Below are 25703 nucleotides of genomic sequence, written 5' to 3'. Positions count from 1 at the left end.
AAGCTTATAGAATATGCATTTAAAATACGAATCCACACTGAGAGAACCTTTAGTAGACGGGGTTAAGGATTATCACCAGGTAACGGAAGATATCATTAGTCCTATCGAGGCTAAGCCTGGAAAATTGTGGTATGTAGGCTTTTTTATATCCCTTGCACTGTTGGGCTTCGGCGCATTTTCAGTGTTTTGGCAGATCTATTTCGGGGTAGGTGTTTGGAATCTGAATAAAACCATCGGTTGGGGTTGGGATATTACCAACTTCGTATGGTGGGTAGGTATCGGTCACGCCGGTACGCTGATTTCCGCTATCCTCTTGCTGTTCCGTCAGGGATGGCGTACTGGGGTAAACCGTGCAGCAGAAGCGATGACCATCTTCGCGGTAATGTGCGCCGGCCAGTTCCCAATTATTCACATGGGTCGTGTATGGATGGCATTCTTTATCCTGCCTTATCCTAACACCCGCGGTCCGGTATGGGTTAACTTTAACTCTCCGCTCCTCTGGGACGTATTCGCGATCTCTACTTACTTCACTGTATCACTGTTGTTCTGGTACTCTGGTCTCTTGCCAGATTTCGCGACCATCCGTGATAGAGCAAAAACTAAACTGCGTAAGTTATTATATGGTGTAGCTTCTTTCGGTTGGACAGGTTCTACAAAACACTGGCAACGTCACGAAGCACTGTCACTGGTACTGGCTGGTCTCTCTACTCCACTGGTACTCTCCGTACACACTATCGTATCTTTTGACTTCGCGACATCTGTAATCCCAGGTTGGCACACCACCATCTTCCCTCCTTACTTCGTTGCTGGTGCGATCTTCTCTGGTTTCGCGATGGTAAATACCCTCCTGATCATCACTCGTAAAATCCTCAAACTGGAAGAATACATTACCATTGGTCACATGGAAGCCATGAACAAGGTAATTGTACTGACAGGTTCTGTTGTAGGTTGTGCTTACCTGACTGAGCTCTTCATGGCTTGGTACGGTGCAAACCCTTACGAGTTCGCAACCTTCTTCAAATACCGTGCAGCAGGTCCTCTGGGCTGGTCTTACTGGATCATGATGACTTGTAACGTAATCTCTCCGCAGGTGTTTTGGTTCCGTAAGATGAGAAGAAACGTAATGGTAACATTCGTAATGTCTATCATCGTAAACATCGGTATGTGGTTCGAACGTTTCGTAATTATCTGTACTTCACTGTACCGTGACTACCTCCCATCCAGCTGGTCTTACTATCGTCCATCCTGGCCAGAAGTTGGTTTCTACATGGGTACATTCGGTCTGTTCTTCACATGCTTCTTCTTATTTGCTAAGTACTTCCCAGTAATTGCAGTAGCAGAGATCAAATCTGTTCTCAAAACTTCTGGTGAAAACTTCAAAGAGAAAATGGAAGTATACGAAGAAGAAAGTGATGAGAAATTCGCTCACGACGTTGCTCACGCTCACTAATAGACTAAAAGACAGAATTAATTATTTAGACTTTGAATTTTTAAATATATGGCTGTTAAAAAATTTGTTGTAGGGTTGTTTGACGATGAGGCAGTGTTGTTTCCAGCGGTAAAGAAAGTTCGTACAGCTGGTTACAAATTACACGATGTGTACACTCCTTTCCCTGTGCACGGCCTTGATCACGCGATGGGCCTGAGGGAAACCAGCCTGCACACAGCCGGTTTTATTTACGGTATTACCGGTACTACTACGGCATTATCATTTATGAGCTGGGTATTTAACGTAGACTGGCCGCTGAACATCGGTGGTAAGCCTCACTTCCCATTACCAGCTTTCATTCCAATCACATTTGAGCTGACAGTACTTTTTGCAGCTGTTGGTATGGTGATGACTTTCTGCTGGCTTTGTCAAGTCATGCCAGGTGTTAAAAAACACATCTTCCACCCAAGACAAACTGATGATAAGTTTGTAATGGTGATCGAAGTGACCGAAAAAACTAACGCAGAAGAAGTGAAAAGCTTCCTTAAAGCTGCCGGCGCTCATGATATCGAAGAGCAGCAGGCTGAAGCTGGCTGGTGGTTCGGCAGATTCGATAAGGATGATGAGCCTTATCTCCGTAAGGTAAAACCTGTAAACGCGTAATTAAAAACAGCAAAAAACGACAGTGGTAGTTGTTACAGATTGTAACAACAATATGAAGCAACTACCAGTTAAATAAATTCTGATGAAAAGGACTTCCAACATATTGATTGTAGCCGCATTGGCAACTGGAGCTTTCCTGACAGCATGTAACAGAGGGGAGCACAACAGAAAGCCCGGCAGGATTTATATGCCAGACATGTATGAATCCCGTGCGTACGAATTTTACAGTGCTCGTTTGTCAGGTATGAAACCAGTGGAAGGAACAGTAAAAAGAGGTGAAGTATTACCATACCATCTGAAAGAATCAGATACTGCTCTGGCTAATCTGGTGAAAAATCCGCTGACTATCACAGCTGCTGATCTGCAGGAAGGTGAACGTTTGTTCAATATCTACTGCGGTATCTGTCACGGTACAGCAATGGACGGTAACGGTCCTCTCTACAAAGGTGGTGATGGTCCTTACCCTGCCGCTCCTGCTAACCTGGCTTCCGGTCCTAAAGCAGCTTATACTGAAGGCCGCCTGTTCCATGTAATGACCTATGGTTTTAACATGATGGGTAGCTACGCCAGCCAGCTCGACAGAGAACAACGCTGGAAAATTGCTGCTTATATTAAGAGCAAAAATGCTCCTGCTTCTGCACCGGCAGCTACTGCCGCAGCACCAGCAGCGACCGATAGCGCAGCAGCTAAAAAGTAAGAGTTAAACTGAATTTCAAACAAGTATTTTAATATACGACAATGAAAGACCAATTTGTAGTTCCAGCAAGATTGAAAAAGACCAGCTTCGTGTTAATGGGCGTTGGCTTGCTGACTTTATTGATCGGATTATTTGCGTTCCAGGGTGAGAACGCTACACGCTTCTGGGCCGGTCTGTTGCAAAACAGCAGCTTCTTTTTGCTGATTACATTAGCCAGCACTTTCTTTATTGCTGCTACAACCCTGGCACATGGTGGTTGGCAGATCGCATTCCGCCGTGTTCCTGAAGCAATTTCAATGGCAGTTCCTGTATTAGCAGTGATCCTGTTCGTTGTAATCATGAGCATCACATTTGGTGGTAAAGAATCTATCTACCACTGGTTAAATGCGGAACATGTTCATCACGATCCTATTCTCACTTGGAAATCTGCGTTTCTTAACAAAGGTTTCTATACTACAGCTAACATTATTACACTTTCTCTGTGGATTGTATTCACATTGAGACTGCGTAAAATGTCTATAGAAGAAGATGGTTGGGACCTGAAACCAGCAACTGGTAAAAAAATCCTCTGGAGAAATACCGTTGTAGCTGGTGGCTTCCTGGTAGTATACACCCTCTCTGTAGGTTCTACTACTCCATGGCTCTGGCTGATGAGCATCGACGCTCATTGGTTCTCTACCATGTATTCCTGGTATACTTTCGCTAGCAGCTGGGTATCTGGTCTCGCACTGATCTCCCTGTTCGTAGTTTACCTGAAAAAACACGGTTATCTCACTTATGTAACCGAAGAACACCTGCATGATCTGGGTAAATTCATGTTTGCTTTCAGTATCTTCTGGACTTACCTCTGGTTCTCCCAGTATATGCTGATCTGGTATGCTAACATGCCTGAAGAAACCGCCTACTTCCAACCTCGCGTATGGGGCGAATGGCGTCCAATCTTCTTCCTGAATCTGCTGATCAACTTTATCACTCCATTATTGTTCCTGATGAAAAGGGACACTAAACGTAACTATTCCGCTATTGTATTCATCGCTTTCGTGATCATCGCTGGTCACTGGATGGATTTCTGGCAGATGGTTTATCCTGCTACCGTGAAACACCTGGTGTTCCCTTGGTATGAACTGGGATTAGGCTTTGGTTTCGTAGGTCTGATTATTTACCTGGTTTCTAACCAGCTGACAAAAGCACCACTGGTACCAAAAAATCATCCTTACCTGAAAGAGAGTATCATTCACCACACCTAAAAACTGGGTGAGAAAGGAGATTAGATAAAACAAAAGCATTAGATAACTTAATTATTTCATATAGCAATGTCAGGATTTTTAGCAGTCTTAGTTGTTGTTCTCATATTCATAGTCATCTTCCAGATTGCGAAGGCGAGCGAATATGTGTCCATTCTGAAGGGAGAAAAGAAAGCGCGCCAGCAAAGTAACCGTATCAATGGTTTCCTGCTGATTGCATTCCTGGTGCTGGGGCTTATAGGAGTTTACTACTGTAACGATTTGCTGAAAGGGAAGATCCTGGGCGAATCTGCCTCTGTGCAGGGAGAAGGTGTTGATACACTGATCTACGTAACACTGGCCATCACCGGTATCGTATTCGTTATTACTCAAATCGCGCTCTTCGTATTTGCATTCAAATACCAGGAAAAAGAAGGAAGAAAAGCATTTTACTTCCCTCACAACAACAAATTAGAAGTTATCTGGACAGTTATCCCGGCTATCGCCCTGACTGTTCTCGTAGCTTTCGGTTTGAAACACTGGTTCCAACTCACCTCTGAAGCTCCTCAGGATGCTGCAGTTGTTGAAATCACCGGTAAACAATTTAACTGGCTCATTCGCTACCCAGGTAAAGATGGTCAGCTCGGTCGTCGTGATTTTAAACTGATCGACCCTGCTAAATCCAATGAACTTGGTATCGACTGGAACGACCCACTGTCTAAAGATGACTATCAGGCAACTGAAGTTCACCTCGTAGTAGGCAAACCAGTGAAATTTGTAATTGGCTCCCGTGATGTTATCCACGACGTAGGCTTACCACAGTTCCGTATGAAAATGGATGCTGTTCCTGGTATCCCTACTACCCTGTGGTTTACACCTAAATTCACTACCAAACAAATGAAAGAAAAAACAGGAAATCCTGATTTCACTTATGAAATTTCCTGTGATCAGATGTGCGGTTCCGGTCACTACTCTATGAGAGGTGTGATCGTTGTGGAAACACAGGCTGAATTTGATGCTTGGGTAGCTAAACAACCTACTCAGTTTAGTCTGGCTCATCCAGCTCCTGCTGCGCCAGCTGCTGACAGCACAGCGAAAACTGTAGCTGCCAAATAATTAAGCAAGCCTTAATTTTGTGAAGAAGATTTTTTGACGGAGTCCAATTAATAATTCAAAAAAGCAAACTGACAAACGAAAATACTTCCCGGGAGTCAGTTTAATAATAAATCGAACCGATTATGAGTCACGAAGCAACATTGCACAGTCAACAGGAGGTAACGCACGGCGCGGGTGGACATGATCATCATGATCATGAACACCATGACAGTTTCATTTCGAAGTATGTGTTCAGCATGGACCATAAAATGATCGCTAAACAATTCCTGATCACAGGTATTATCTGGGCAATCATTGGTGCTTTCTTCTCTGTCCTGTTTCGTTTGCAACTCGGCTTCCCTGAAGCCACTTTTCCTTGGTTGGAAAGCATCTTAGGCCATTGGGCAAAAGGCGGACGTATTTCGCCTGAAGCATATTATGCGCTGGTTACCATGCACGGTACCATTCTCGTATTCTTTGTATTAACTGCCGGTCTGTCTGGTACCTTCTCCAACTTGCTTATTCCTTTGCAGGTAGGTGCCCGCGACATGGCTTCTCCTTTCATGAACTGCCTGTCTTACTGGTTCTTCTTCCTGGCGAGCTTAGTAATGATGGCTTCCCTGTTCGTTCAAACAGGTCCTGCTTCTGGTGGTTGGACAATGTATCCTCCACTGTCAGCATTAGGAGATGCTTCTATCGGTTCTAAAATAGGTGTGGATCTCTGGCTTACTTCCATGGCGCTGTTCGTAGTATCTCAGCTGCTGGGTGGTCTGAACTATATCTCCACTATCCTCAACATGCGTACTAAAGGTATGAGCATGACCAAAATGCCACTGACAATCTGGTCATTCTTCTTTACCGCTGTACTCGGTGTATTGTCTTTCCCTGTTCTGCTGTCAGGTTTCATCCTGCTGCTCATGGATCGTCACGCAGGCACCAGCTTCTACCTCTCTGATATCTTCATCGCTGGTAAAGCACTGGCTAACGAAGGTGGTAGCGCAATCCTCTATCAACACTTATTCTGGTTCCTGGGTCACCCAGAGGTATATATCATCATCCTCCCTGCAATGGGTATGGTGTCTGAAGTACTTGCGATTAGTTCCCGTAAACCTATCTTCGGTTACCTCGCAATGATCGGTTCCCTGTTCGCTATCTGTATCCTCGCCTTCCTGGTTTGGGCACACCATATGTTCGTAACAGGTCTGAATCCGTTCCTCGGAGCCTTCTTCGTACTCTTAACACTCCTGATCGCGGTTCCATCTGCCATCAAAGTGTTTAACTGGATCACCACCATCTGGAAAGGTAATATCCGTTTTACTCCAGCAGCACTGTTCTCTATCGGTTTTGTATCTACATTCATCTCCGGTGGTCTGACAGGTATCTGGTTAGGTAACTCTTCTATCGATATTCACCTGCACGATACATACTTCGTAATCGCGCACTTCCACATCGTAATGGGTGTATCCGCATTCTTCGGTATGTTCGCAGGTATCTACCACTGGTTCCCTAAGATGTATGGCCGTTTCATGAATAACACCCTCGGTTATATCCACTTCTGGATTACCATGATTGGTGCTTATTGCATCTTCTGGCCTATGCACTACGAAGGTATGGCTGGTATGCCTAGAAGATATTTCGATTACTCTTCCTGGACTTCATTCAACCAATTCGAAGGTCTGAATCAGTTCATCAGCTTTGTGGTAATCATCGTGTTCGCTACCCAACTTCTGTTCGTGTTCAACTTCTTCTACAGCATTTTCAAAGGTAGAAAGATGACCACCCAGAACCCTTGGAAAGCAACTTCCCTGGAATGGACTACTCCTATTCATGGTATCCACGGTAACTGGCCTGGCGAAATTCCAGAAGTTCACCGTTGGGCATATGACTACTCTAAAGACGGTAGAGATTTCGTTCCTCAAACTGAACCAATCGGACCTAACGAGTCTGCACACTAATATTATTTCAGCATCCGGCAGGTCTTTTCCGGCCTGTCGGACGCTGTTTACTGTGATGTTTGTAAATTTGTCCCGAATTAAATGTCCGGGATGTGGATAGAAAAAAAATGTTGCAAGAAAACTCCATAAAATTGTCGTCATCGTATGCAGTAGCTAGTAAGGTGAAAGATTACTCTCAGTTAATGAAGTTTAATCTCACCTTCATGGTGGTGTTTTCATCGGTAGTAGCTTATTTGCTGGTGCCAGGTGTGGAGTTTAAGATTGTAAAAGTTCTTTTGTTATTTGCCGGTGGTTTACTGGTCTCCGGATCAGCAAATACCATCAACCAGATATGGGAAAAGGAGACGGACAAACTGATGGCTCGTACCGCAGTTCGCCCATTACCTGCCGGACGTATGTCTGACAGTGAAGCGATCATCCTCGCCATTGTAACTGGTATTGCAGGAACCCTGATCATGGGATTCAGCTTTAACTGGTTAAGTGCAGGATTGAGCCTCTTATCACTGGTGTTATATGCTTTCGTGTATACGCCCTGGAAGAAATGGAATTCACTTGCTGTTTTGGTAGGTGCTATTCCGGGTGCTATGCCCCTGCTCATCGGTTGGGCTGCTGGCGCTAATAATCTTTCAGAAGGTGGTTGGTCATTATTCGCTATCCAATTCCTATGGCAATTCCCGCATTTCTGGGCTATCGCCTGGATTGCTTATAAAGACTATGCCAGAGCCGGTTTCAAATTATTACCTGCAAATGGTGAACCTAATAAGTTCACAGCATTGCAGGCGGTGATATACACACTGCTTATGATTCCAGCAGGCGTAGCTCCTTATCTGCTGAAGATTACGGGTAAAATATCCGCTATCGTTGCCATCATTGCCGGAATATTCTTCTTGTTCAGAGCAATTAATCTCTACAGAAAGAATGATATTCCTGCAGCACGGAAATTGATGTTCGGATCTTATATCTACCTGACAGTAGTACAGCTTGCACAATTGCTGGATAAATATTAAACTTGAAACAGGAGGAAGTGATGCAAACAATGAGCATACAACGTAAAAAAATACATCCGCACAAATATTCCCTTTGGATTGCTATGGGTAGCATTACCATGATGTTCATCGGGTTTACCAGTGCCTACGTTGTGAAGAGGACACAAGCAAACTGGCTGGCATTCGAATTGCCACATATTTTCTGGCTTTCAACTGCTGTAATATTACTCAGCAGCCTGACCATACACCTCGCTTTAAAGCAATTTAAAGAAAGGAATATGCAGCGCTACAAACAGTTAATCACGCTTACAGCTGTTCTGGGTGTAATATTTGCCGCATGTCAGTGGATCGGGTTCTCTCAAATGAAATCCAACGGACTCCCCCTTAATGGACCGGTTTCCGCATCTTTTATTTATGTAATCGTAGGAGTGCATATGCTGCACGTACTGGGAGGTGTTGTAGCCTTGCTGGTAATGTTTGGCAGAGCCTATAGAACACGTGTTCGTACCTACAGCGCAGTACCTATCGAAGTAGCCGCAACTTACTGGCATTTCGTAGACATTCTGTGGATTTACTTGTTAGTATTTTTAAGTATCGCGAGATAAACTTTGTAAAATTTTATAAAACAAACAATGGATACAGCAGTTACAGCGAAGAAAAAATGGTGGGCCGGAGGTTACTCTCCCTTTAATGTGAACTATGGTAAGTTGATGATGTGGTACTTCCTTTTGTCAGATGCGTTCACTTTTGGCGCATTGCTGATATCTTATGGTACCATCCGATTTTCCAGCCCATCCTGGCCTGATCCGAATGAGGTGTTCAAATCATTCCCAGGCATGGGGCATAAAGAACTGCCACTGGCATTCGTGAGCTTGATGACTTTCATCCTCATCATGAGTTCTGTAACAATGGTACTGGCCGTTCACGCTGGTCATCATAAAGATAAAAAAGCAGTAGCTAAATGGTTAACATGGACCATCGTTGGTGGTATCGCGTTCCTTAGCTGTCAGGCATGGGAGTGGACACATCTTTACCACGAAGGTGCATGGTGGGGTCGTAATCCTTTCATGAACGTAGACGGTACCGTTGCTTCTACTAACTTTACCAACTTCTTTTTTACCATCACCGGTTTCCACGGTTTACACGTAACTTCTGGTGTGATCTTGAATATCGTAATCCTCGCAAACGTACTGAAAGGTACTTATGAAGAAAGAGGTCACTACGAAATGGTTGAGAAAGTAGGTCTGTACTGGCACTTCGTAGATCTGGTTTGGGTATTCGTATTCACCTGCTTCTACCTGCTCTAATAGTACCAAACGCAAGGTTTATTCCTGATTAATTCGAATCTGATTTTTAGACGTTATTTAATTTATTATAGAAATGGAACATACACAATCATCAGAGGTGCTCGAACCTGTTCACGTTGATTCATCAACTAAAGCAATTTGGAGAACATTCTGGATCCTGTTGGGTATTACCGTGCTTGAAGTAGGTCTCGCATTCCTGCACTTTGAATATCACTTCCTGCCTAGAATGGTACTGAATGGAGTATTCATCATCCTGACATTGTTCAAAGCTTTCTATATCGTTGCTGAATTCATGCACCTCGGTCATGAAATCAAAAACTTAGTAATGACTGTACTGATGCCTTTACTGCTGTTCGTATGGTTCATCATCGCCTTCTTATATGAAGGTAATTCCTGGAAAAATATGAGAAAAGATCTCGCTCCAGGTACTAAGGTAGAAGCACCGAAAGCGCCAGCTGCTGAAGGACACGGTCACGAATAATTATCATTATTTTTTTATCATAAAACTTTAGAATCATCTCACGCAGGGCTTTATTAGGATTGATGCTGGCGATTTTGGTGCCACTTTCAGGTTATCTGATTGTAGATCACTACGGAAAAAACGTGGTGCCCATTCCCAGATACTATATCCCTGAGAGAGTTGATACTATTGTAAAAAATGGGAAAGTCTCTTATGATACGGTCTTCCATACCATAAGAGACTTCCACATGACCAACCAGCTTGGTCAGAAGGTAAGCCTCAAAGACCTCAACGACAAAGTGCTTGTGGTCGACTTCTTCTTCACTTCTTGTCCAAGCATCTGCCCTACGCTTACCAAGAACCTTCGTCTGCTGCAGAGTGCATATGTAAAGAACGATACGTTATTACAAATTCTCTCTTTCTCAGTAGATCCTGTCAGAGATTCTGTAGATAAGTTGCGCAAATACGCCTATGACTACAAAATCAATCCTGATAACTGGTGGTTACTCACCGGAGATAAAAAAGAAATCTATGATCTTGCCAGACACGATTTCTTTGTATCGGTAACAGAAGGTGATGGAGGTCCGGACGATTTCGTTCACACAGAAAAAATCGTACTGATAGATAAAAACAGGAATATCCGAGGTTACTATAACGGTCTTGATACTAACGATATTAAAAAGCTGGCAAGCGATGTTGCTACGCTTTATCTCGAAAAGGAAAGACACAGGCCAGGGTTCCTTAAGTTCCTGAAAGGGCTGTTCTCCACTACGAACTAATATTATTTCGTTATATGAAAGGTGAATAGAGAAAGGTAATTCATCTTTCTTTATTCACTTTTTACTTTTTAGCATATCATGGGTATAAAAGATAAAAATCTAAACACACCTATTGCCATCGTTTCGATTGCAATTCCTGTAGTAGTAGCATTACTGTTTTTCCTGCCAAAGCCTGACTTCCAGCCTGGTTTTGATCCGCACATCCTCCCACTCTTCCATGCCATCCTCAATTCAACAACAGCGATCTTGCTGGTGGCTAGTTTGTATTTTATCAAAAACAAACAGGTACAAGCCCACAAAGTAACGAACCTGATTGCGATAGGATTGTCGGCCATATTCCTGGTATCCTACGTTACCTACCACGCACTGGTGCCTGAAACGAAATTTGGTGACCTGAATGGAAATGGTATACTTGAAGATTCAGAGAAAGCTGCCGCTGGTGGAATTCGTTACCTCTACTATTTCATTTTGACATCACACATTATACTGTCTACTATCATTGTACCATTGGTATTGTTTACAGCTTTACGTGGTTTTCAGAACGATATTCCGAGGCATCGTAAGATTGCACGCATTACCTGGCCAATCTGGTTTTATGTGGCTATAACCGGCGTAATTGTGTATATCATGCTATCACCTTATCATCAGGTAAATCATCTACCTAAATTATAATAAAAGGCAGGCCATTAAGGTCTGCTTTTTTATTTATAGTAAGCCCTATTGCGATCATGTAATAATTAGCCGGAAATTGGCTGTTATGATGTAATTTTACGCGATCTAAAAGAATTCGGATGAAAAAGCTGTGTTATATATTGCCAATTGGGTTGCTTACCTTGAGTAATCAAGTGATGGCACAGTGTTCCCTGTGTACAAAAACAGCTCAGCAATTGGGTGAGGGACCTGCGAAAGGACTTAACAACGGGATATTGATGCTGGCACTTACGCCATTATTAATCATAGGATTTCTAGCTTATCGCTGGTGGCACAGCAATAAGGAAGCATAAATTACCATACGGCAGGAAATCACTTTCCTGCCGTAAATGTTTTAGATTGGTTCTTAGCCGTAAACTCAGGCTTCTTCTAACCGTAACTCGAAATCTTGACAATCTACCCGGAGATCATTAGGTTTCATGCTTGTTTTATGCAAACCACAGTAGTGACCCTTTTTCTGGGTATAGAATTGACAGTTAAAGCACATGTGTTGTGTACTGGTCACTTCTTCCTGATTTAGCTGATAAATCAATTGCATTAATTGCTCCAGCAATGCTCCTTGCTCTTTAGCAGGAACCAAATCTACACTGTCCTGTAATGGCTGTGCAAAACGTTCTACTTTCTTTGCAAGTGCTTTTCCTTCTTTTACAAGCTGCAGACTGTGACTACGAGTGTCTGTCAAACTAGCTTTTCTAACGATGTACTTTTTCTGCTCCAGTGATTTCACCGCATCACTGATAGTAGCTTTAGTCATGTTAAAATAGGAAGCCAGTGAGGTCACTGTACGCTTCTCTTCCGGATAATGCAGCAAATAAGTGAGAACTTGAATTTGTATGGGACTTAATCCATACTGAGTGGCCTCTTGCCAGAGAAGTACTCTAAATGCTTCTGATAAACGCTCCAAAGCGGCTACAACCTTGCTCGATGTGTTGTCGGCCTGTTGCTCGGGGCTGAATGTGGATACTTTCCCCATGATAAAATCGTGCTGTCCTTAATAGTTTGGGGCAAGGTACAATATTAATATATGGGTGTAAATAGCATATTAGTGACATACCGTTAATCTTACTATCTTGATAAGTATGTTTAGCTGTTTTTCGATTGTTTAAAGGGATAAGCCCATATTACAACACTCAATGTAACCGCCTTATACCAAGCCAGCTGCATATTTGAAAGGATAGCCCCCTTATAACCAGCAGCTGATAATACTTCGTTGCCTGCATTAATTACCGGGTAGGCAAATGCAACAATGTATCGTAATAAGGCCGGATCTAATGACATGTTAAGACTATCCCCCTCTTTTATTTTTTTCTCCAGCATATCCCAATGTGGGCCATCTTGTATATCTAAGAGCTGATTTAACCACTGTGCCATACTGGAAATCATAAAAGCATCCTCATCCTTGATGTCTTTGAAGTATTGGGCAAGATAATTATCTGCCATTATGAAAGTATACCATTGCCTCAAAATGCCAGTAGCGGATTGTTTTAGCACGGGTGCCACCTGTTTTAATAATTCTTCATCCTTACGAGTATACAGTAACAGGCGCTTTAACAGTATAAGTTCTCTTAAAGATATGGCCGGATGAGTTCCATCAGTTTCACCTATCAGATCATTTATTTGCATGGTCAACAGTAATTATGTGATGCGCTCGAAAAACAATGAATTCCAATTTATGATAAGGTTTCCTAACGAGGAAAATATTTGCAACCGATTAACATATTGGTGGCTATCAATCCAAAATGTTCATATATATAATGAAAAATCATTTGAGATTATCATTTGAAGAATATAGCTTTGACCAATATCATCCTTTACATGAGAAACAGGCTCTATTCTATCAATAACGGACACTTTTCCTTATTGCCATCATCGTGGCTGCAACCTTCCGCCGCCACTACTGATAGCATAAATCTTATCAGGTTGTTGTTGCTAACTTTTCCAGCTACACTTTTAGGGATCGGATTTGCCTGGATGATCAGCTATATGCTGCCGTTAATAACCAACCTTGTATTGTTAGGTAAAGTAGCTTATACTTATCCTGATGCAGAACAGAGTGGACTGGGTGTTTTCATCATTTTAGTTCCGGTTGTCGGCGCCATGATATGGTTATTACTATCCCGCAAACAGCAGTTGCTTGCTGCCCTGGGAATTACCGCAGCTACTGCAACAGGCGCTCCACTCGGAACGGAATCTCCTGTATGGCTGACAAACCTTGCATTGAATAATAAAATCGCCGATATAGCAGGATTAAATAGTGCCGAACGTAAAACGCTAAGTATGGTGGCTATCGCTGCCGGATTTACCTGGTGCTTTGGCGCTCCTATAGCGGCTTTAATGCTAGTCGCAGAATTGATGCTGGAAGAAATAACCTTTGCTTCTTTATTACCGGTAATTGCTTCCACTTTACTGGCTGCTATCGCCCAACATTTTTTGCATCCTGTTAATTATGAAATTAGGATTGCTAACGTTAATGGTTACACGTTGTATATACTATATATAATTATTGGTGTTGTAAGTGCATTGTTAGGCACACTTGTAGTGAAGTGTAATAAATGGCTACGTGCAAAAGGAAATTCAATAGCTGCTAAATCAAAGTGGTGGCTTGTTATAGCTGCACTTATTACTGGTATATGTGGATATTATTATCCGGAGATGTTAGGAAGTGGAGAACAGCAGTTGATTCCATTATTACATGGCGCTGTTACATTTAAGTTAATACTCTTGTGTTGTTTTGTAAAGCTTATTATGTGGTGTATATATAGCTTTATGTTAGACACTGGAGTAGGTATTATTTCCATGTTCCTTGTAGGAGCAGCCTGGGGATTATTGACAGGATTTATTTTCCAGGTATCTATGCCCGGAGTTCATGTAGACCCATCTATTGCGGCCATTGCTGGTATGCTGGCTTTCTTCACTGGCGCCACCAGAGCAGTATTTACCGCTGTCATCTTCGCTTTGGAAATAAGCCTGAACCCCGCTTTATTGCCCATGATCGGCGTAGCCTGTATATCAGCGTACATGGTAGGTAGACTTTTGCAAAGCACGAAAAAAAGAGCAATAGAAAGCGTCGCATAACGCTTTCTATTGCATTGAACATATGTTATTCTCCGCCTGAAACAAACTTCAGTCCTGCAATAGATCCGATCAATGTAAGCAGAAAGAATATACGCCAGAATACTGCTGGTTCTTTAAAGAACAACATGCCTGCAATGGCAGTGCCAGCCGCGCCAATGCCTGTCCACACAGCATAAGATGTGCCTATTGGCAAGCCTCCGTTGATAGCTTTATTCAAAAAGAAGAAGCTCAGAGAAATACAGATAAAGAAACTAATAGAAGGCCAAAGCTTACTAAAGTTCTCAGAATACTTTAAGGATACAGTAAAGCCAACTTCAAACAGGCCTCCTATGATCAGGAATAACCAAGCCATAATAATGGTTTTGAATAATTAACAAAAGAATATATGCAGGAAAAATGTAAGAATAGATAGGGCATGAAACGCCCGTCGGTCCTGGGATCAGAGACCGTAGTTGAAAACTGCGTACGCGATATTTATACCTAAAATAATTGTTCGCATACGACGAAGGTACGATTTTTTTTAAAACCTGAATTTTTTATGGTCAATACAAACTATTGTCTGCTTAGTTCTTGGTGCGGATATAACTGTAAAGGTTAAACGAAGTATGTTGGAGTGCTTTGTATATATCTTCCTGCAAATGCTTTTTACTGATATCTTTCATACGCCTATGCTGTATCAGCTGATACGCTTTTTCGGCGAGTAATAAAGCATGACGATGCTTATCTGCAAAGGTTTTAGACTGATGATTACTGATGGCAGATGTAATTTCGTTTATCCCTTCCTGTTGGGTGGCAATAGATTTAATGACAGGAATTTCCCAGTTGTCGGTTTGTCTTATGTGTGCGAGTATACGCAGATTTTTTACAAATGCATCTGCATTTGCCCTATCAGATTTATTTACGATAAAGATGTCTGCAATCTCCATCAGCCCGGCTTTCATAGTTTGTATTTCATCACCTGCTTCTGGAACAACTACTACGATGGTCGTGTCAGCGATGCCAGCAATTTCAACCTCACTCTGCCCCACTCCTACTGTTTCAATAAAAAGGTAATCGAAACCGGCGGCTTTGATGAGATCACTGACTTCAATAATCTTTGGACTCAGGCCTCCCAGAGCACCACGACTGGCCATAGATCGGATAAATACATCAGGATTATTGAAGTGTTGACTCATGCGTATACGATCGCCGAGCAATGCACCAAAGTTAAAAGGAGAAGAAGGGTCAACAGCGATGATAGCCACTTTCTTTTGCTGTTCTAACAGATGACTGATTAAGGCGTTAACCAGTGTGCTTTTACCGGCCCCCGGAGGGCCGGTAATACCAACGACTTTTGTGTTGCTTGCAGAGGGAAGTGATTCCAGCAGTGATTCATAACCGGCGGCTTCATTTTCAACAAGAGAAATACATCTTGCCAATGATTTTATATCGCCTGTTAATAATCCTGATAAGTACTGCTGATACATCTTTGCAACGGGTTTGATCACAAAAATAGTGACTATACTGCACTATTTAACACATGAACGATAAATCTCCAGATATTCTGTTGCTGCCTTTTTCCAGCAAAAGCTATCTGCATGCTGCTGTATAGCCGCCGGGTTGCCGTTCTTTTCAAAGTCGGCCAGCCCGTCTTTCAGCACCGCCTGCATATTGTTGGGTTCAAAAGTTCTGAAATAGTAGGCATATTCCCCTCCAATTTCCGGTAAGCTGGTAAGATCAGAAATAAATACCGGCTTGCCGAAATGCATGGCTTCAATCACCGGAATGCCAAAGCCTTCAGCGAGGGAAGGAAAAACAAAGGCAGTACAGTTTTTAAGGTACCAGTATTTGTCTTCGTCTTTGACTGGGCCAATAATTTTAACACGTTCAGTGACACCAAAGAGTACAGCTTCCTTCCTGATCTTTTCTGCATAAGCTTCGTTGATGTTGCCTGCAATAATCAGTTCCATATCGTTGTGTTGCAGCAGACAAGGCAGTACATGGAAATTTTTCTTGGGCAACACAGTGCCTAGCGTAAATAGGAACTTAGTGGCAGGTTTATAATCCGGACTGTCGAAGCCTGGAAATTCTGCTACATCACAACCGTTGTATATTACTGAAATAGATTTTCCTCTGGTATCGAGATGCTTTTCTATGTCTCTCTTCACATATTCAGAAATAGTGGTGATGGCGGCACTGGAATCAATCCCGGCCTGTACCCACTTCAGCATTCTTTTGCATTTAGCTTCAGGTTTGTTCTCGTACAGAAAGTTGAGATCATGAATAGTGAATACCCGGTTAGTTTTGCGGTTGGCAGGCGTGTATCGGGAGCTTTGGTAGGCGGTGTGCCACACATCATAACGCTCACGGTAAGGCATATACATTTTATGCCATGATTTTTGTTCCAGTAATTTGGCGCCTGGCCCAAAATCAGGATTGGTATTGGCGGGCACATAAAAGCTCATTTCCTCTGATGAGGATAGCTGAGCCAGCATGGCCTTTCCTAGCTGTAGACAATACGTATACAGGCCGGTGTTAGGATATTTCATTCTTTCGCAGTCAAAGACGTAGCGTGTCATTGTGTAATAGTTGTAGAACGGTAGATGTTTTTCTGGTTTCTTATAGTTTTACTCGCATGCATCCCTGGCGGCAATTTTCAGGCAATCCCTGGCATTTCTTGCTTCGATATTACCTGTAATAATGCTGCAAAGGTTCAATATTTCTGCGAGCTTTATTCAGGTCATATACTGTGATCGCATTTTTTCTATTCGTTGTACAGAATCAGGTTTGGTTAGGTATTAAATGTTTTACAAGATAAATAGTTACAGTATAAGAATAATATTTTTTAATATATGACTAAGGAAATAAACTATGTCTGCGGTTAAAATATTGGCTATATTCTTTAACTTGTTGCTATGACTAACTTTATACCCATATTTCCGCTTGGAGTAGTGGCCTATCCTGGAGAACAGCTTAACCTGCATGTTTTTGAACCAAGATATAAGCAACTGGTGGCCGAATGTGTAGCGGAGGGTAAATACTTTGGGATTCCCGCTGTCGTTGATAAAAAGATAATGGAATACGGCACGCTCGTAAAGGTAGAAAAAGTGGAGAAGCTGTATGATAATGGAGAAATGGATGTAATCACTCGTGGCGACAGGGTATTCAGAGTACTGGAATCCATAGAAACCATCCCTCAGAAACTATACGCAGGCGCCATTGTGAGTTATCCGGAAAACAACCTGACCGTAAGTCCTCGCTTATTGGGCGAAGTACTGCATGGCATTCGGGAACTGCATGCTATTCTCCAGGTACATAAATCCTTTAAAAAAGCGGATGCAGACCTAATATCATATGATGTAGCGCATCATGCCGGCCTTTCGCTGACAGAAGAATACGAAATGCTGCATCTCTTTTACGAAATACAGCGGCTGGAATACCTGAAAAGGCATCTCCATAAAGTAATTCCAATGATGGCAGAAATGGAAAAGTTGAAAGAACGGGTCAAATTAAATGGCCATTTTAGAAATTTATCCGCTGATAATGCGTGATGAATTATATGAAGATGATTGTCAGGTAAGGATTTCGAGAGATAAAAAAGCCAACTTTAACGCGGTTTTAACAGGGCGCATTTTGGTTTTTTTTGCTTCCCGCCTTAAAAATTAGATATTTGCAGACCCATAGATTTTTCAGACAAACGGGTACAAAAACAATTCTGTTACTAAATGCATCGGACAAAAGCCAGTATTTTTTGCCTACTCGTAGCATTATTTCTGTTGGCAAATAACGCAATCGCACAAGACAATTCGCCATATTCACGCTACGGTCTGGGAGATCTGAACAACAACCAGAACATCGTCAATCGTGGTATGGGAGGCGTTTCTCAAGGGTATAGTGATCCTACGTCAGTGAATTTCATCAATCCAGCCAGTTATTCCAATCTCCTGCTCACCTCTTTAGATATAGGTGTAGAAGGTGGTGGCCGTACTATTCGTGATGGTAACGGTAGCTTCAACTCTGGTTTTGGAACACTCTCCTATCTTCAACTGGGTATTCCTATCAAGAAGAAATGGGGTGCTAACATCGGACTTCGGCCGGTAACAAGGGTTTCCTACAATATCCAGGAACCTGTTACAGGTGATTTCTTCGATACCCTCCGTTTACCACTGGTGAACCGCTACGAAGGTAGTGGTGGATTATACCAGATTTATGGCGGTACAGGTGTTGGTTTCGGCAACTTCAGCATCGGTGTAAACATCGGTTACCTGTTTGGTAGTCTTACTAATACGACTAGTATCATCTATCCAGGTAATAATATTTATGCATCACGCCATACCAACAGAATCAGCTACAGCAGCTTCTTCTACAAAGTGGGTATGCAGTATAAAGCCAAACTGGCTAAGGATATGGACCTGACTTTTGGTGCTAGCGGAAGCCTGAACCAAAGCATGAACGGTAAACAGCTGACCATGTCAGAATCTGTTATTTATGATGCATCCACAAATGACTTTACCAATGTGGATACCGTAAAATATGTTCAGGGTGAAAGAGGTAAAATCGTATATCCTACAGAGTTTGCCGGTGGTGTTTTACTCCGCAAACATGATAAATGGATGCTCGGCGCAGATTTCAACACCTCACGTTGGGGATCTGATTATAAATCTTACGGCGTAAAAGATACCGCAACACAGAATTCCTGGAAGGCGTCTCTTGGTGGACAGTTCGTTCCAAATGTCAATGCACTGAGCGGCTACTGGAACCGTGTAGCTTATCGCTTAGGTGCTTATTATGGACTGGATTATGTGAAGCTGAATGATAAGAACATGCCTTTATATGGCTTTACTGTAGGTGCAGGATTACCAATTCGCCGCATGGCTTACTCTAACCAGTACAGTATGCTGAACTTGGCGCTGGAAATAGCTCACCGCGGTAATACACAAACTGTTCTGCAGGAAAACATTTATCGTATTTCCCTTGGCTTTACGCTTAGCGACAGATGGTTCATTAAACGTAAATACGACTAATACCATAACAGGCTATAAAGTAGCCTGCACATATTAAATCGAAATGCAGTGTATGATTAGGGAGATAAAATCTTTTATCTTCGCCCTGGCATTCACTGCATTTCTTTTTTAATTAAGTACATGATAAAAAGGATTATATATTTTTTTCTGATAGCCATCACGGTTAGTAGTTGTGAGAATGATATCCAGGCTGTAATGGAATTTGATTCCAAGAAGGCCGCTGTTGAAAATGGTTCTGACATAGTTGCTATGTTCAGCCAGAACGGTAAAGTGAGCGCTAAACTACTTGCGCCGGAAATGGAAAGAAGCCTCGACAAGCCTACCTATGTAGAATTCAAGAAAGGACTTAAGCTCCTGATGTATGATACAACTCTTCAGGTAACCAGCACCCTAACCGCTAAACATGGAAAATACCTGGAAGAAGAAGGCTACGTTTATTTACGTGATAGCGTCGTTTTGGTAACCGCAAAAGGCGAAACACTGAATACCAATGAATTAAACTACGACCCGAAGCGGAAAATCTTTTATTCTACTAAGGAAGTATTTATTAATACACCAACCTCACAATTGCATGGCTGGGGCCTGGAAGCCAATGAAGATTTTAGTGTGAAGAAGATCATAAGTGTAAGTGGCCCGATAACGATTGAAGATAGTACTTCTATGTCGCAGGGCGGCGTTCCTGAAGATAGCGTGGAAACATCTGCTACTCCGGCTCCTGCAGCGATGCAGCCTGCAGGTACGCCTGCTGGCATTTCTGATAGTAGCAAATCAACAGCGCCAGTTAATCATTCTACAGCTCCTGCTACTCCCCCTGCTTCGCCGGCACCAGTAAAGCCTGTAGCACCAAAGGTAACAGAGCCTTCGCAGCCACCGATGCCATTAGCGCCTGCTGGTCAAGGGCAGCCTGCCAGATTGAAGGCATTGGAGAAACCAAAAAATTTGCGTGTTCAGCAAGTCCATTAATTAGAGATAATCTAACGTAAATGCATAAACGAAATAACCCCACCTGCAGAGGTGGGGTTATTTCGCTTTAACCTATTTTTTAACCTAAAATTTGATTCCATAAATTTCAATAATTATGCCAGTTTGCTGTGTTTGCTAGGTTTTATGAAAGTAATTTACACAGGAAAATGTTAATGTTATCTTGTGAGAGTTGCCGGCGATAAACCTTTATAGTAAAGCATTTACGAAAATTAACCACTTATAATTAATACAGTAATTCTACTTGATTTTCTCAGAATAGATTATTATATTTATTAAATAGGATAAATAGATATGGAACTAATTAACTGGCAGGACTTTGAGAAAGTAGAGATGAGAGTGGGTACGATTTTGGAGGCAAATGATTTTCCGGAAGCTCGGAATCCCGCTTACCAATTACTGATCGATTTTGGGCCTGAAATAGGTCATCGCAAATCTTCCGCACAGATTACCGTCAATTATAATAAAGAAGAACTCATCGGAAAACAGATCATTGCAGTAGTGAACTTCCCTCCTAAGCAGATTGCCCGTTTTATGTCTGAATGTTTAGTTTTAGGAGTAGTCGGTGATAATAAAGCAGTTACCTTACTTCAACCCGGTCTGCCTGTTGTGAATGGTCAGCGAATCGCCTGAAAATCTTCATAAGCAACTAATCTAGTAAATAAAACATATTGATAATCAGTAGAATAGTTATTAATTATCCTACTAATTCTATAATATTATAATATTATATTTTTCTTAATATGATAATTAATTTACCATTATCCATTGTTCACGAACAATAATACATCGTTCACGGAAATGAAAACCTAAGCAAAATTTAGCGCTATATCTTTGTTCTAGGTTTTTCATAGGATATGGTTAAAATTATTACAAGGGCGGTATTCTTACCACCCTTTTTTATTTCTCTCAACTGAAGGCCTTTTCCCGATTTTCAATACAAGAATGCTATTTTTATATTGATAACCAATCAATTATATTGATATTATACATATCTTATTAATTATAAAGTGTTTTTACTGGCCATACGTTAACCGTCATTTTCCTTACGTTCCCCGGTTAAAATATATCATTCACAAAAATGACCTTTCTCCATATGGCAAAAACGCCCATCTTTGGTGTAGGTTTTTCAATAAAGATATGGTTAAAATTTTTCGGGGCTGTAGTCTTGCAGCCCCGTTTCTATTTTAATAAAGCCCACAGGTTCCAGATCTGTGGGCTTTGTTTTACTTATAAAGAAAACGCCCGCCGGTAATACCAGGCGGGCGCTTCTGTTATAATGTTATTCCTTATTTACCAAAAACGGCAGGAAATGATTTGTCTAACAGGTTATTGTAGATAAATCTCCAGGATTCCTGGTTAGAATGTACTGATTTCAGACCTCCCCAACCGTGGCGCTCGCCAGGATAGAGCATAAATTCAAAATGCTTATTCAGATTTTCAAATTTATCGATCAATTGAATACAGTTCTGCATATGTACGTTGTCGTCCATTGTACCATGCGTAATGCGGATCAGACCTTTGTATTTATCTGCATAAGTCATCACAGCAGTTGCTTTATAACCATCGGGGTTATCGGCAGGCGTATCCATGTATCGCTCCGTATAATGGCTATCGTATAACTGCCAGTCGGTTACCGCGAAATTAGCCATACCATAGTTGAATACATCAGCGCCATAAGTTAGTGCCATACAGGTCATATAACCACCGAAACTACCACCAGTCATACAAACTTTATTAGTATCAGCCCAAGGTTGCTCACGGAGCCATTTGGTAGCATCGATATAATCTTCGATTTCATAGATACCCAGCTTACGGTGGATATAGTTCATACCGGTTTTACCCAGGTGTCCACTGCTACGGTTGTCTATAGCCACTTGAATAACACCTTCCTGAGCCCACCATTGCTGCATATTGCTCCATTTCCAGGTATCATAAACGGTTCCGGCGTTAGGGCCTCCGTAAATGCTGATCAGGATAGGGTATTTTTTGCCTGGCTGCATATGAACCGGCATGGTGATGGTCATTGGTAATTCAAGACCGTCACGGGTTTTATAAGTTCTCAATTCTGTTTTTGCCACATTAAATTGGTCAAATGCAGATCCTTTGCTGTCGCCGAGTTCACGGATAACTTTACCGTTATTATCTACCAGCGCCATTTTTGATGGAGAAGAGAGATTGGAATAAGTGGTAATAAAGTATTTACCACCAGGGGCCATGTTAATAACATTGTTGTAGTTGCCATTGGTCAGGCGGGTCATTGCACCATTCCGGAGGCTTACCTTATATAGATCAAAGCGTGCACTGGATTCTTTACGTGCAGTGAAGTAAATAACTTCATTTTTCTGATCTATCTCCAATACTTCTTTTACGGTCCAATTGCCAGCAGTCAGCTGTTTTTTCAGGCTACCATCCATGTTGTGGAGGTAAAGCTGCGACCAGCCGGTTTTATCGCTTTGGAGCAGGAAACCTTTGTTGTTATCCAGGAATGGAACGGCATCGAACCAATCGATCCAGGTTTTTTGTTTCTCGTCGTAAATTTCTTTTTTAACGCCGGAAGCAGGATTGATGCTGTAGATCTTCAGGTTATTCTGATCACGATTCATCCATTGGATCCAGAGGCTTTTGCTATCAGCGGTCCAGAATGGCATACCGAAGTATTGGTCATCTTTTTCGTTGAAGTCGGCCCAAACGGTAGCACCACCGGTAACAGGTACTACGCCCAGTTTCACAGCGGGGTTAGGATCGCCGGCTTTAGGATAGCGGGTGTTTTCGAGATAACCATGCTGTCCTTTTTCGCTGTAGATAGGGAATACAGGCACTTTGGTATCGTCGAAGTGCATATAGGCGATATTCTTACTATCTGGGCTCCACCAAAACGCGCGGTAATGTGTAGGGCGGCCCAGGATTTCTTCATAATATACCCAAGATGCCCAACCATTGTAGATGACATCAGTTCCATCGTTGGTGTAACGGGTTTCTTTTTTAGTGGCAATTTCCACGCTATACAGATCATTGTTGCGGGTAAAGGCCACGTATTTACCATCGGGGGAGAGCGTTGGATTTTTTTCCTGGTCTTTGTCGTTGGTAAGTTGAATTTCTTTTCCATCGTTGCCGGTGTAGAAAACATCGTTGTCGTGGATGTCTACATGTGGGCCACCAACAGGCGCGGTATAGATTTCGGATTTTCCGGTACGGGCATCAACGCTATAAGCTTGTTTGCCGCGTAATTCGATGAAATGTTCACTGTCGGCCCAGCCTTTTACTGCTGGTAAAGCGACTGTAATGTTGCTAGGTTTTCCTTTAAAGGCCTGCTCAAAGGTAATATCCTGCTTTTCCTGTGCCTGGGTGGTTGATATAGTCAGCATTAGGCATGCTGCTCCAGTCAGGTAGGTTGGTCTTAGCCAATGTACGCTTCTCATAAATAAATAATATGTCTTTAGCCTGTTAGATAGTGTTGGCGGGCGAAAATAAGCATTCGTGTAGATAACGACTACCTGAAATTCCATGAGTGGAAGGACAATTGCCGCTAATCGGTGAAATACTACCATCTAAATGCTCAAACCCTTCATGTGGAAAGTCTTTACAGAAATCGCAGTGGGCTAACTTACTTTTATCCCGGTTTTCATAGGATATGGTCAAAAAGTAAGGGGCTGTAGTCTTACAGCCCTTTCCTATTGGGATTATATGAGTTTCCTTGTTCCTTCTGCATTATTAAGTTAAATTTGCACTCCAATTGAATCACATGACACAATTATCTGAGCAAGAGATTATACGCCGGGAAAAATTACAGGAGCTGCAGAAATTAGGTATTGAGCCTTATCCTGCCGCAGAATTTCCGGTTAACAATACTTCTGTAAATATTATCACCAACTTTTCAGAAGAAACTAAGGAGCAATTTCAGGATGTATGCCTGGCAGGCCGTATCATGAGTATAAATGATATGGGTAAGGCAGCATTTGTGAAGTTACAGGATTCTGTGGGGCGTATCCAGCTCTATATTCGCCGTGATGACATATGTCCAGGTGAGGATAAAACCTTATATAACACGGTTTTTAAGAAGTTAATGGATATTGGTGATTTCATTGGTATCAAGGGTTATGTATTTTCAACAAAAACAGGAGAAACGTCTGTCCATGTGAGTGAACTCACAATGTTGGCAAAAGCTTTACGTCCACTACCAATTGTAAAACAAAAAGAAGGCGAAACTTTTGACGCGGTTACAGATCCTGAATTCAAATATCGTCAACGTTACGCGGACCTGATCATCAATCCTCAGGTGAAAGAAGTTTTCATGAAACGTACTAAGATCATGCAAACTATCCGCGATTTCTATAACAACCTGGGCTACCTGGAAGTAGAAACGCCTATTCTCCAACCTATCCCTGGTGGCGCTGCTGCACGTCCTTTCGTTACACACCATAACGCACTGGATATGCCGCTGTACCTGCGTATTGCAAACGAATTATACCTGAAACGCTTGATCGTAGGTGGTTTTGAGGGTGTATACGAATTTGCAAAAGACTTCCGTAACGAGGGTATGGACCGTACTCACAATCCGGAATTCACCGTAATGGAAATGTACGCGGCCTACAAAGACTACGAATGGATGATGACCACCACCGAAACGCTGCTTGAAAAAGTGGCTATCGCGCTGCATGGCACCACCAAAGTACAGGTAGGCGAGAAAGAAATCGACTTCAAAGCGCCATTCCGTCGTGTAACTATGTACGATGCCATTAAAGAGCATACCGGTTTCGATATCTCTGAAATGGACGAAGCTCAGCTCCGTGATGTTTGCAAACAACTGAACATCTCCGTAGATCCTAAAATCGGTAAAGGCAAACTCATAGACGAGATCTTCGGCGAGAAATGTGAAGGCCATTATATTCAGCCTACTTTCATTACTGATTATCCAGTTGAAATGAGCCCGCTGACGAAAAAACATCGTAGCAAAGCAGGTGTGGTAGAGCGTTTTGAGCTGATGGTAAATGGTAAAGAAATTGCCAATGCCTACAGTGAGTTGAACGATCCTATTGATCAGCGCGAACGTTTTGAAGAACAGATATCTCTCATGGAACGTGGTGATGACGAAGCGATGTACATCGATCAGGACTTCCTGCGTGCATTGGAATACGGTATGCCTCCAACCTCGGGTATTGGTATCGGTATCGACAGGCTGACTATGTTGATGACCAATCAGCCGTCTATCCAGGACGTTCTTTTCTTCCCGCAAATGAAGCAGGAAAAAGCAGATTAACATTAAATAACATTATAGAAAAGCTGATCAGTTACAACTGGTCAGCTTTTTGCTTTATATGGGGTGGAACTTTTTGGCG

The 25703-nt window shown here is 42.3% G+C and carries 24 protein-coding genes; 18 read left to right on the top strand and 6 right to left on the bottom strand.

Annotated elements, in window-relative coordinates; all coding sequences use genetic code 11:
- The first annotated feature begins 13 nt into the window (after positions 1 to 13).
- The 12 genes from nrfD (at position 14) to ACE38W_RS10895 (ending at position 11266) form a co-directional block, all read left to right on the top strand.
- Positions 14 to 1450 (top strand): NrfD/PsrC family molybdoenzyme membrane anchor subunit, encoded by a 1437-nt coding sequence (nrfD, locus tag ACE38W_RS10950; protein WP_375830816.1) that lies wholly within the window; start codon positions 14 to 16, stop codon positions 1448 to 1450.
- Between the two features lie 48 nt (positions 1451 to 1498).
- A complete protein-coding gene (locus ACE38W_RS10945) occupies positions 1499 to 2092 on the top strand; it encodes a DUF3341 domain-containing protein (protein ID WP_375830814.1) in 594 nt (197 codons plus the stop codon).
- Positions 2093 to 2174: 82 nt separating this feature from the next.
- A complete protein-coding gene (locus ACE38W_RS10940; protein ID WP_375830812.1) occupies positions 2175 to 2789 on the top strand; it encodes a c-type cytochrome in 615 nt (204 codons plus the stop codon).
- Between the two features lie 41 nt (positions 2790 to 2830).
- Positions 2831 to 4036, top strand: coding sequence for a quinol:cytochrome C oxidoreductase (locus ACE38W_RS10935; RefSeq protein ID WP_375830810.1), 1206 nt, complete (start codon positions 2831 to 2833; stop codon positions 4034 to 4036).
- 66 nt (positions 4037 to 4102) lie between these two features.
- Positions 4103 to 5128 (top strand): cytochrome c oxidase subunit II, encoded by a 1026-nt coding sequence (locus ACE38W_RS10930; RefSeq protein ID WP_375830808.1) that lies wholly within the window; start codon positions 4103 to 4105, stop codon positions 5126 to 5128.
- A 122-nt stretch (positions 5129 to 5250) separates the two neighbouring features.
- Positions 5251 to 7062 carry a cbb3-type cytochrome c oxidase subunit I gene (locus ACE38W_RS10925; protein WP_375830806.1) on the top strand — a complete coding sequence of 604 codons (1812 nt, stop codon included), beginning with the start codon at positions 5251 to 5253 and terminating at the stop codon, positions 7060 to 7062.
- A 131-nt stretch (positions 7063 to 7193) separates the two neighbouring features.
- Positions 7194 to 8069: a heme o synthase gene (gene cyoE, locus ACE38W_RS10920; protein WP_375830804.1), complete on the top strand. Its 876-nt coding sequence runs from the start codon at positions 7194 to 7196 to the stop codon at positions 8067 to 8069.
- Between the two features lie 2 nt (positions 8070 to 8071).
- Entirely contained in the window at positions 8072 to 8653 is a 582-nt protein-coding gene (locus tag ACE38W_RS10915; RefSeq protein ID WP_375830803.1) for a heme-copper oxidase subunit III, read from the top strand.
- Between the two features lie 27 nt (positions 8654 to 8680).
- On the top strand, positions 8681 to 9355 hold the full coding sequence (locus tag ACE38W_RS10910) for a cytochrome c oxidase subunit 3 (RefSeq protein WP_375830801.1): 675 nt from the start codon (positions 8681 to 8683) through the stop codon (positions 9353 to 9355).
- A 73-nt stretch (positions 9356 to 9428) separates the two neighbouring features.
- The gene (locus ACE38W_RS10905; protein ID WP_375830800.1) at positions 9429 to 9836 is read left to right on the top strand and encodes a cytochrome C oxidase subunit IV family protein; all 408 of its coding nucleotides are present in this window, start codon (positions 9429 to 9431) and stop codon (positions 9834 to 9836) included.
- Between the two features lie 62 nt (positions 9837 to 9898).
- The gene (locus ACE38W_RS10900; RefSeq protein WP_375830798.1) at positions 9899 to 10594 is read left to right on the top strand and encodes an SCO family protein; all 696 of its coding nucleotides are present in this window, start codon (positions 9899 to 9901) and stop codon (positions 10592 to 10594) included.
- A gap of 78 nt (positions 10595 to 10672) precedes the next feature.
- Positions 10673 to 11266 carry a DUF420 domain-containing protein gene (locus tag ACE38W_RS10895; protein WP_375830796.1) on the top strand — a complete coding sequence of 198 codons (594 nt, stop codon included), beginning with the start codon at positions 10673 to 10675 and terminating at the stop codon, positions 11264 to 11266.
- A gap of 397 nt (positions 11267 to 11663) precedes the next feature.
- On the opposite strand, the gene ACE38W_RS10890 is transcribed toward ACE38W_RS10895, so the two are convergent.
- Positions 11664 to 12278 carry a MarR family winged helix-turn-helix transcriptional regulator gene (locus ACE38W_RS10890; RefSeq protein ID WP_375830793.1) on the bottom strand — a complete coding sequence of 205 codons (615 nt, stop codon included), beginning with the start codon at positions 12276 to 12278 and terminating at the stop codon, positions 11664 to 11666.
- A 110-nt stretch (positions 12279 to 12388) separates the two neighbouring features.
- The gene (locus ACE38W_RS10885; protein ID WP_375830791.1) at positions 12389 to 12928 is read right to left on the bottom strand and encodes a protoglobin domain-containing protein; all 540 of its coding nucleotides are present in this window, start codon (positions 12926 to 12928) and stop codon (positions 12389 to 12391) included.
- Positions 12929 to 13120: 192 nt separating this feature from the next.
- On the opposite strand from ACE38W_RS10885, the gene ACE38W_RS10880 reads away from it, so the two are divergent.
- Positions 13121 to 14380, top strand: a complete 1260-nt coding sequence (locus ACE38W_RS10880; RefSeq protein ID WP_375830789.1) for a chloride channel protein — start codon at positions 13121 to 13123, stop codon at positions 14378 to 14380.
- A 25-nt stretch (positions 14381 to 14405) separates the two neighbouring features.
- Here the strand turns inward: ACE38W_RS10880 and ACE38W_RS10875 are convergent, their stop codons facing one another.
- The 3 genes from ACE38W_RS10875 to ACE38W_RS10865 form a co-directional block, all read right to left on the bottom strand.
- Positions 14406 to 14732 carry a DMT family transporter gene (locus ACE38W_RS10875; RefSeq protein WP_375830787.1) on the bottom strand — a complete coding sequence of 109 codons (327 nt, stop codon included), beginning with the start codon at positions 14730 to 14732 and terminating at the stop codon, positions 14406 to 14408.
- A gap of 211 nt (positions 14733 to 14943) precedes the next feature.
- On the bottom strand, positions 14944 to 15846 hold the full coding sequence (gene meaB / locus ACE38W_RS10870; RefSeq protein ID WP_375830785.1) for a methylmalonyl Co-A mutase-associated GTPase MeaB: 903 nt from the start codon (positions 15844 to 15846) through the stop codon (positions 14944 to 14946).
- A gap of 42 nt (positions 15847 to 15888) precedes the next feature.
- On the bottom strand, positions 15889 to 16938 hold the full coding sequence (locus ACE38W_RS10865) for a glycosyltransferase family 4 protein (RefSeq protein ID WP_375830784.1): 1050 nt from the start codon (positions 16936 to 16938) through the stop codon (positions 15889 to 15891).
- A gap of 336 nt (positions 16939 to 17274) precedes the next feature.
- On the opposite strand from ACE38W_RS10865, the gene ACE38W_RS10860 reads away from it, so the two are divergent.
- The 4 genes from ACE38W_RS10860 to ACE38W_RS10845 all read left to right on the top strand — a co-directional run bounded on the left by ACE38W_RS10860 (position 17275) and on the right by ACE38W_RS10845 (position 20997).
- Positions 17275 to 17910 (top strand): LON peptidase substrate-binding domain-containing protein, encoded by a 636-nt coding sequence (locus ACE38W_RS10860; RefSeq protein ID WP_375830782.1) that lies wholly within the window; start codon positions 17275 to 17277, stop codon positions 17908 to 17910.
- A gap of 174 nt (positions 17911 to 18084) precedes the next feature.
- A complete protein-coding gene (locus tag ACE38W_RS10855) occupies positions 18085 to 19383 on the top strand; it encodes a hypothetical protein (RefSeq protein WP_375830780.1) in 1299 nt (432 codons plus the stop codon).
- Between the two features lie 120 nt (positions 19384 to 19503).
- Entirely contained in the window at positions 19504 to 20346 is an 843-nt protein-coding gene (gene lptC, locus ACE38W_RS10850) for an LPS export ABC transporter periplasmic protein LptC (protein WP_375830778.1), read from the top strand.
- Between the two features lie 312 nt (positions 20347 to 20658).
- On the top strand, positions 20659 to 20997 hold the full coding sequence (locus ACE38W_RS10845) for a tRNA-binding protein (RefSeq protein ID WP_375830777.1): 339 nt from the start codon (positions 20659 to 20661) through the stop codon (positions 20995 to 20997).
- 656 nt (positions 20998 to 21653) lie between these two features.
- Here the strand turns inward: ACE38W_RS10845 and ACE38W_RS10840 are convergent.
- Complete coding sequence (locus ACE38W_RS10840; protein ID WP_375830775.1) at positions 21654 to 23786, bottom strand: S9 family peptidase; 2133 nt, start codon at positions 23784 to 23786, stop codon at positions 21654 to 21656.
- Between the two features lie 323 nt (positions 23787 to 24109).
- Here ACE38W_RS10840 and lysS point away from each other — a divergent pair, with 323 nt between their 5' ends.
- Positions 24110 to 25624 (top strand): lysine--tRNA ligase, encoded by a 1515-nt coding sequence (gene lysS, locus ACE38W_RS10835; protein WP_375830773.1) that lies wholly within the window; start codon positions 24110 to 24112, stop codon positions 25622 to 25624.
- Positions 25625 to 25703: the final 79 nt, after the last annotated feature.

Origin of the sequence: Chitinophaga sp. Hz27 (assembly GCF_042263525.1) — a bacterium.
GTDB lineage: Bacteria > Bacteroidota > Bacteroidia > Chitinophagales > Chitinophagaceae > Chitinophaga.
Note: the sequence above shows the minus strand (reverse complement) of the source record. Positions and strands in the feature narration are given on the sequence as shown.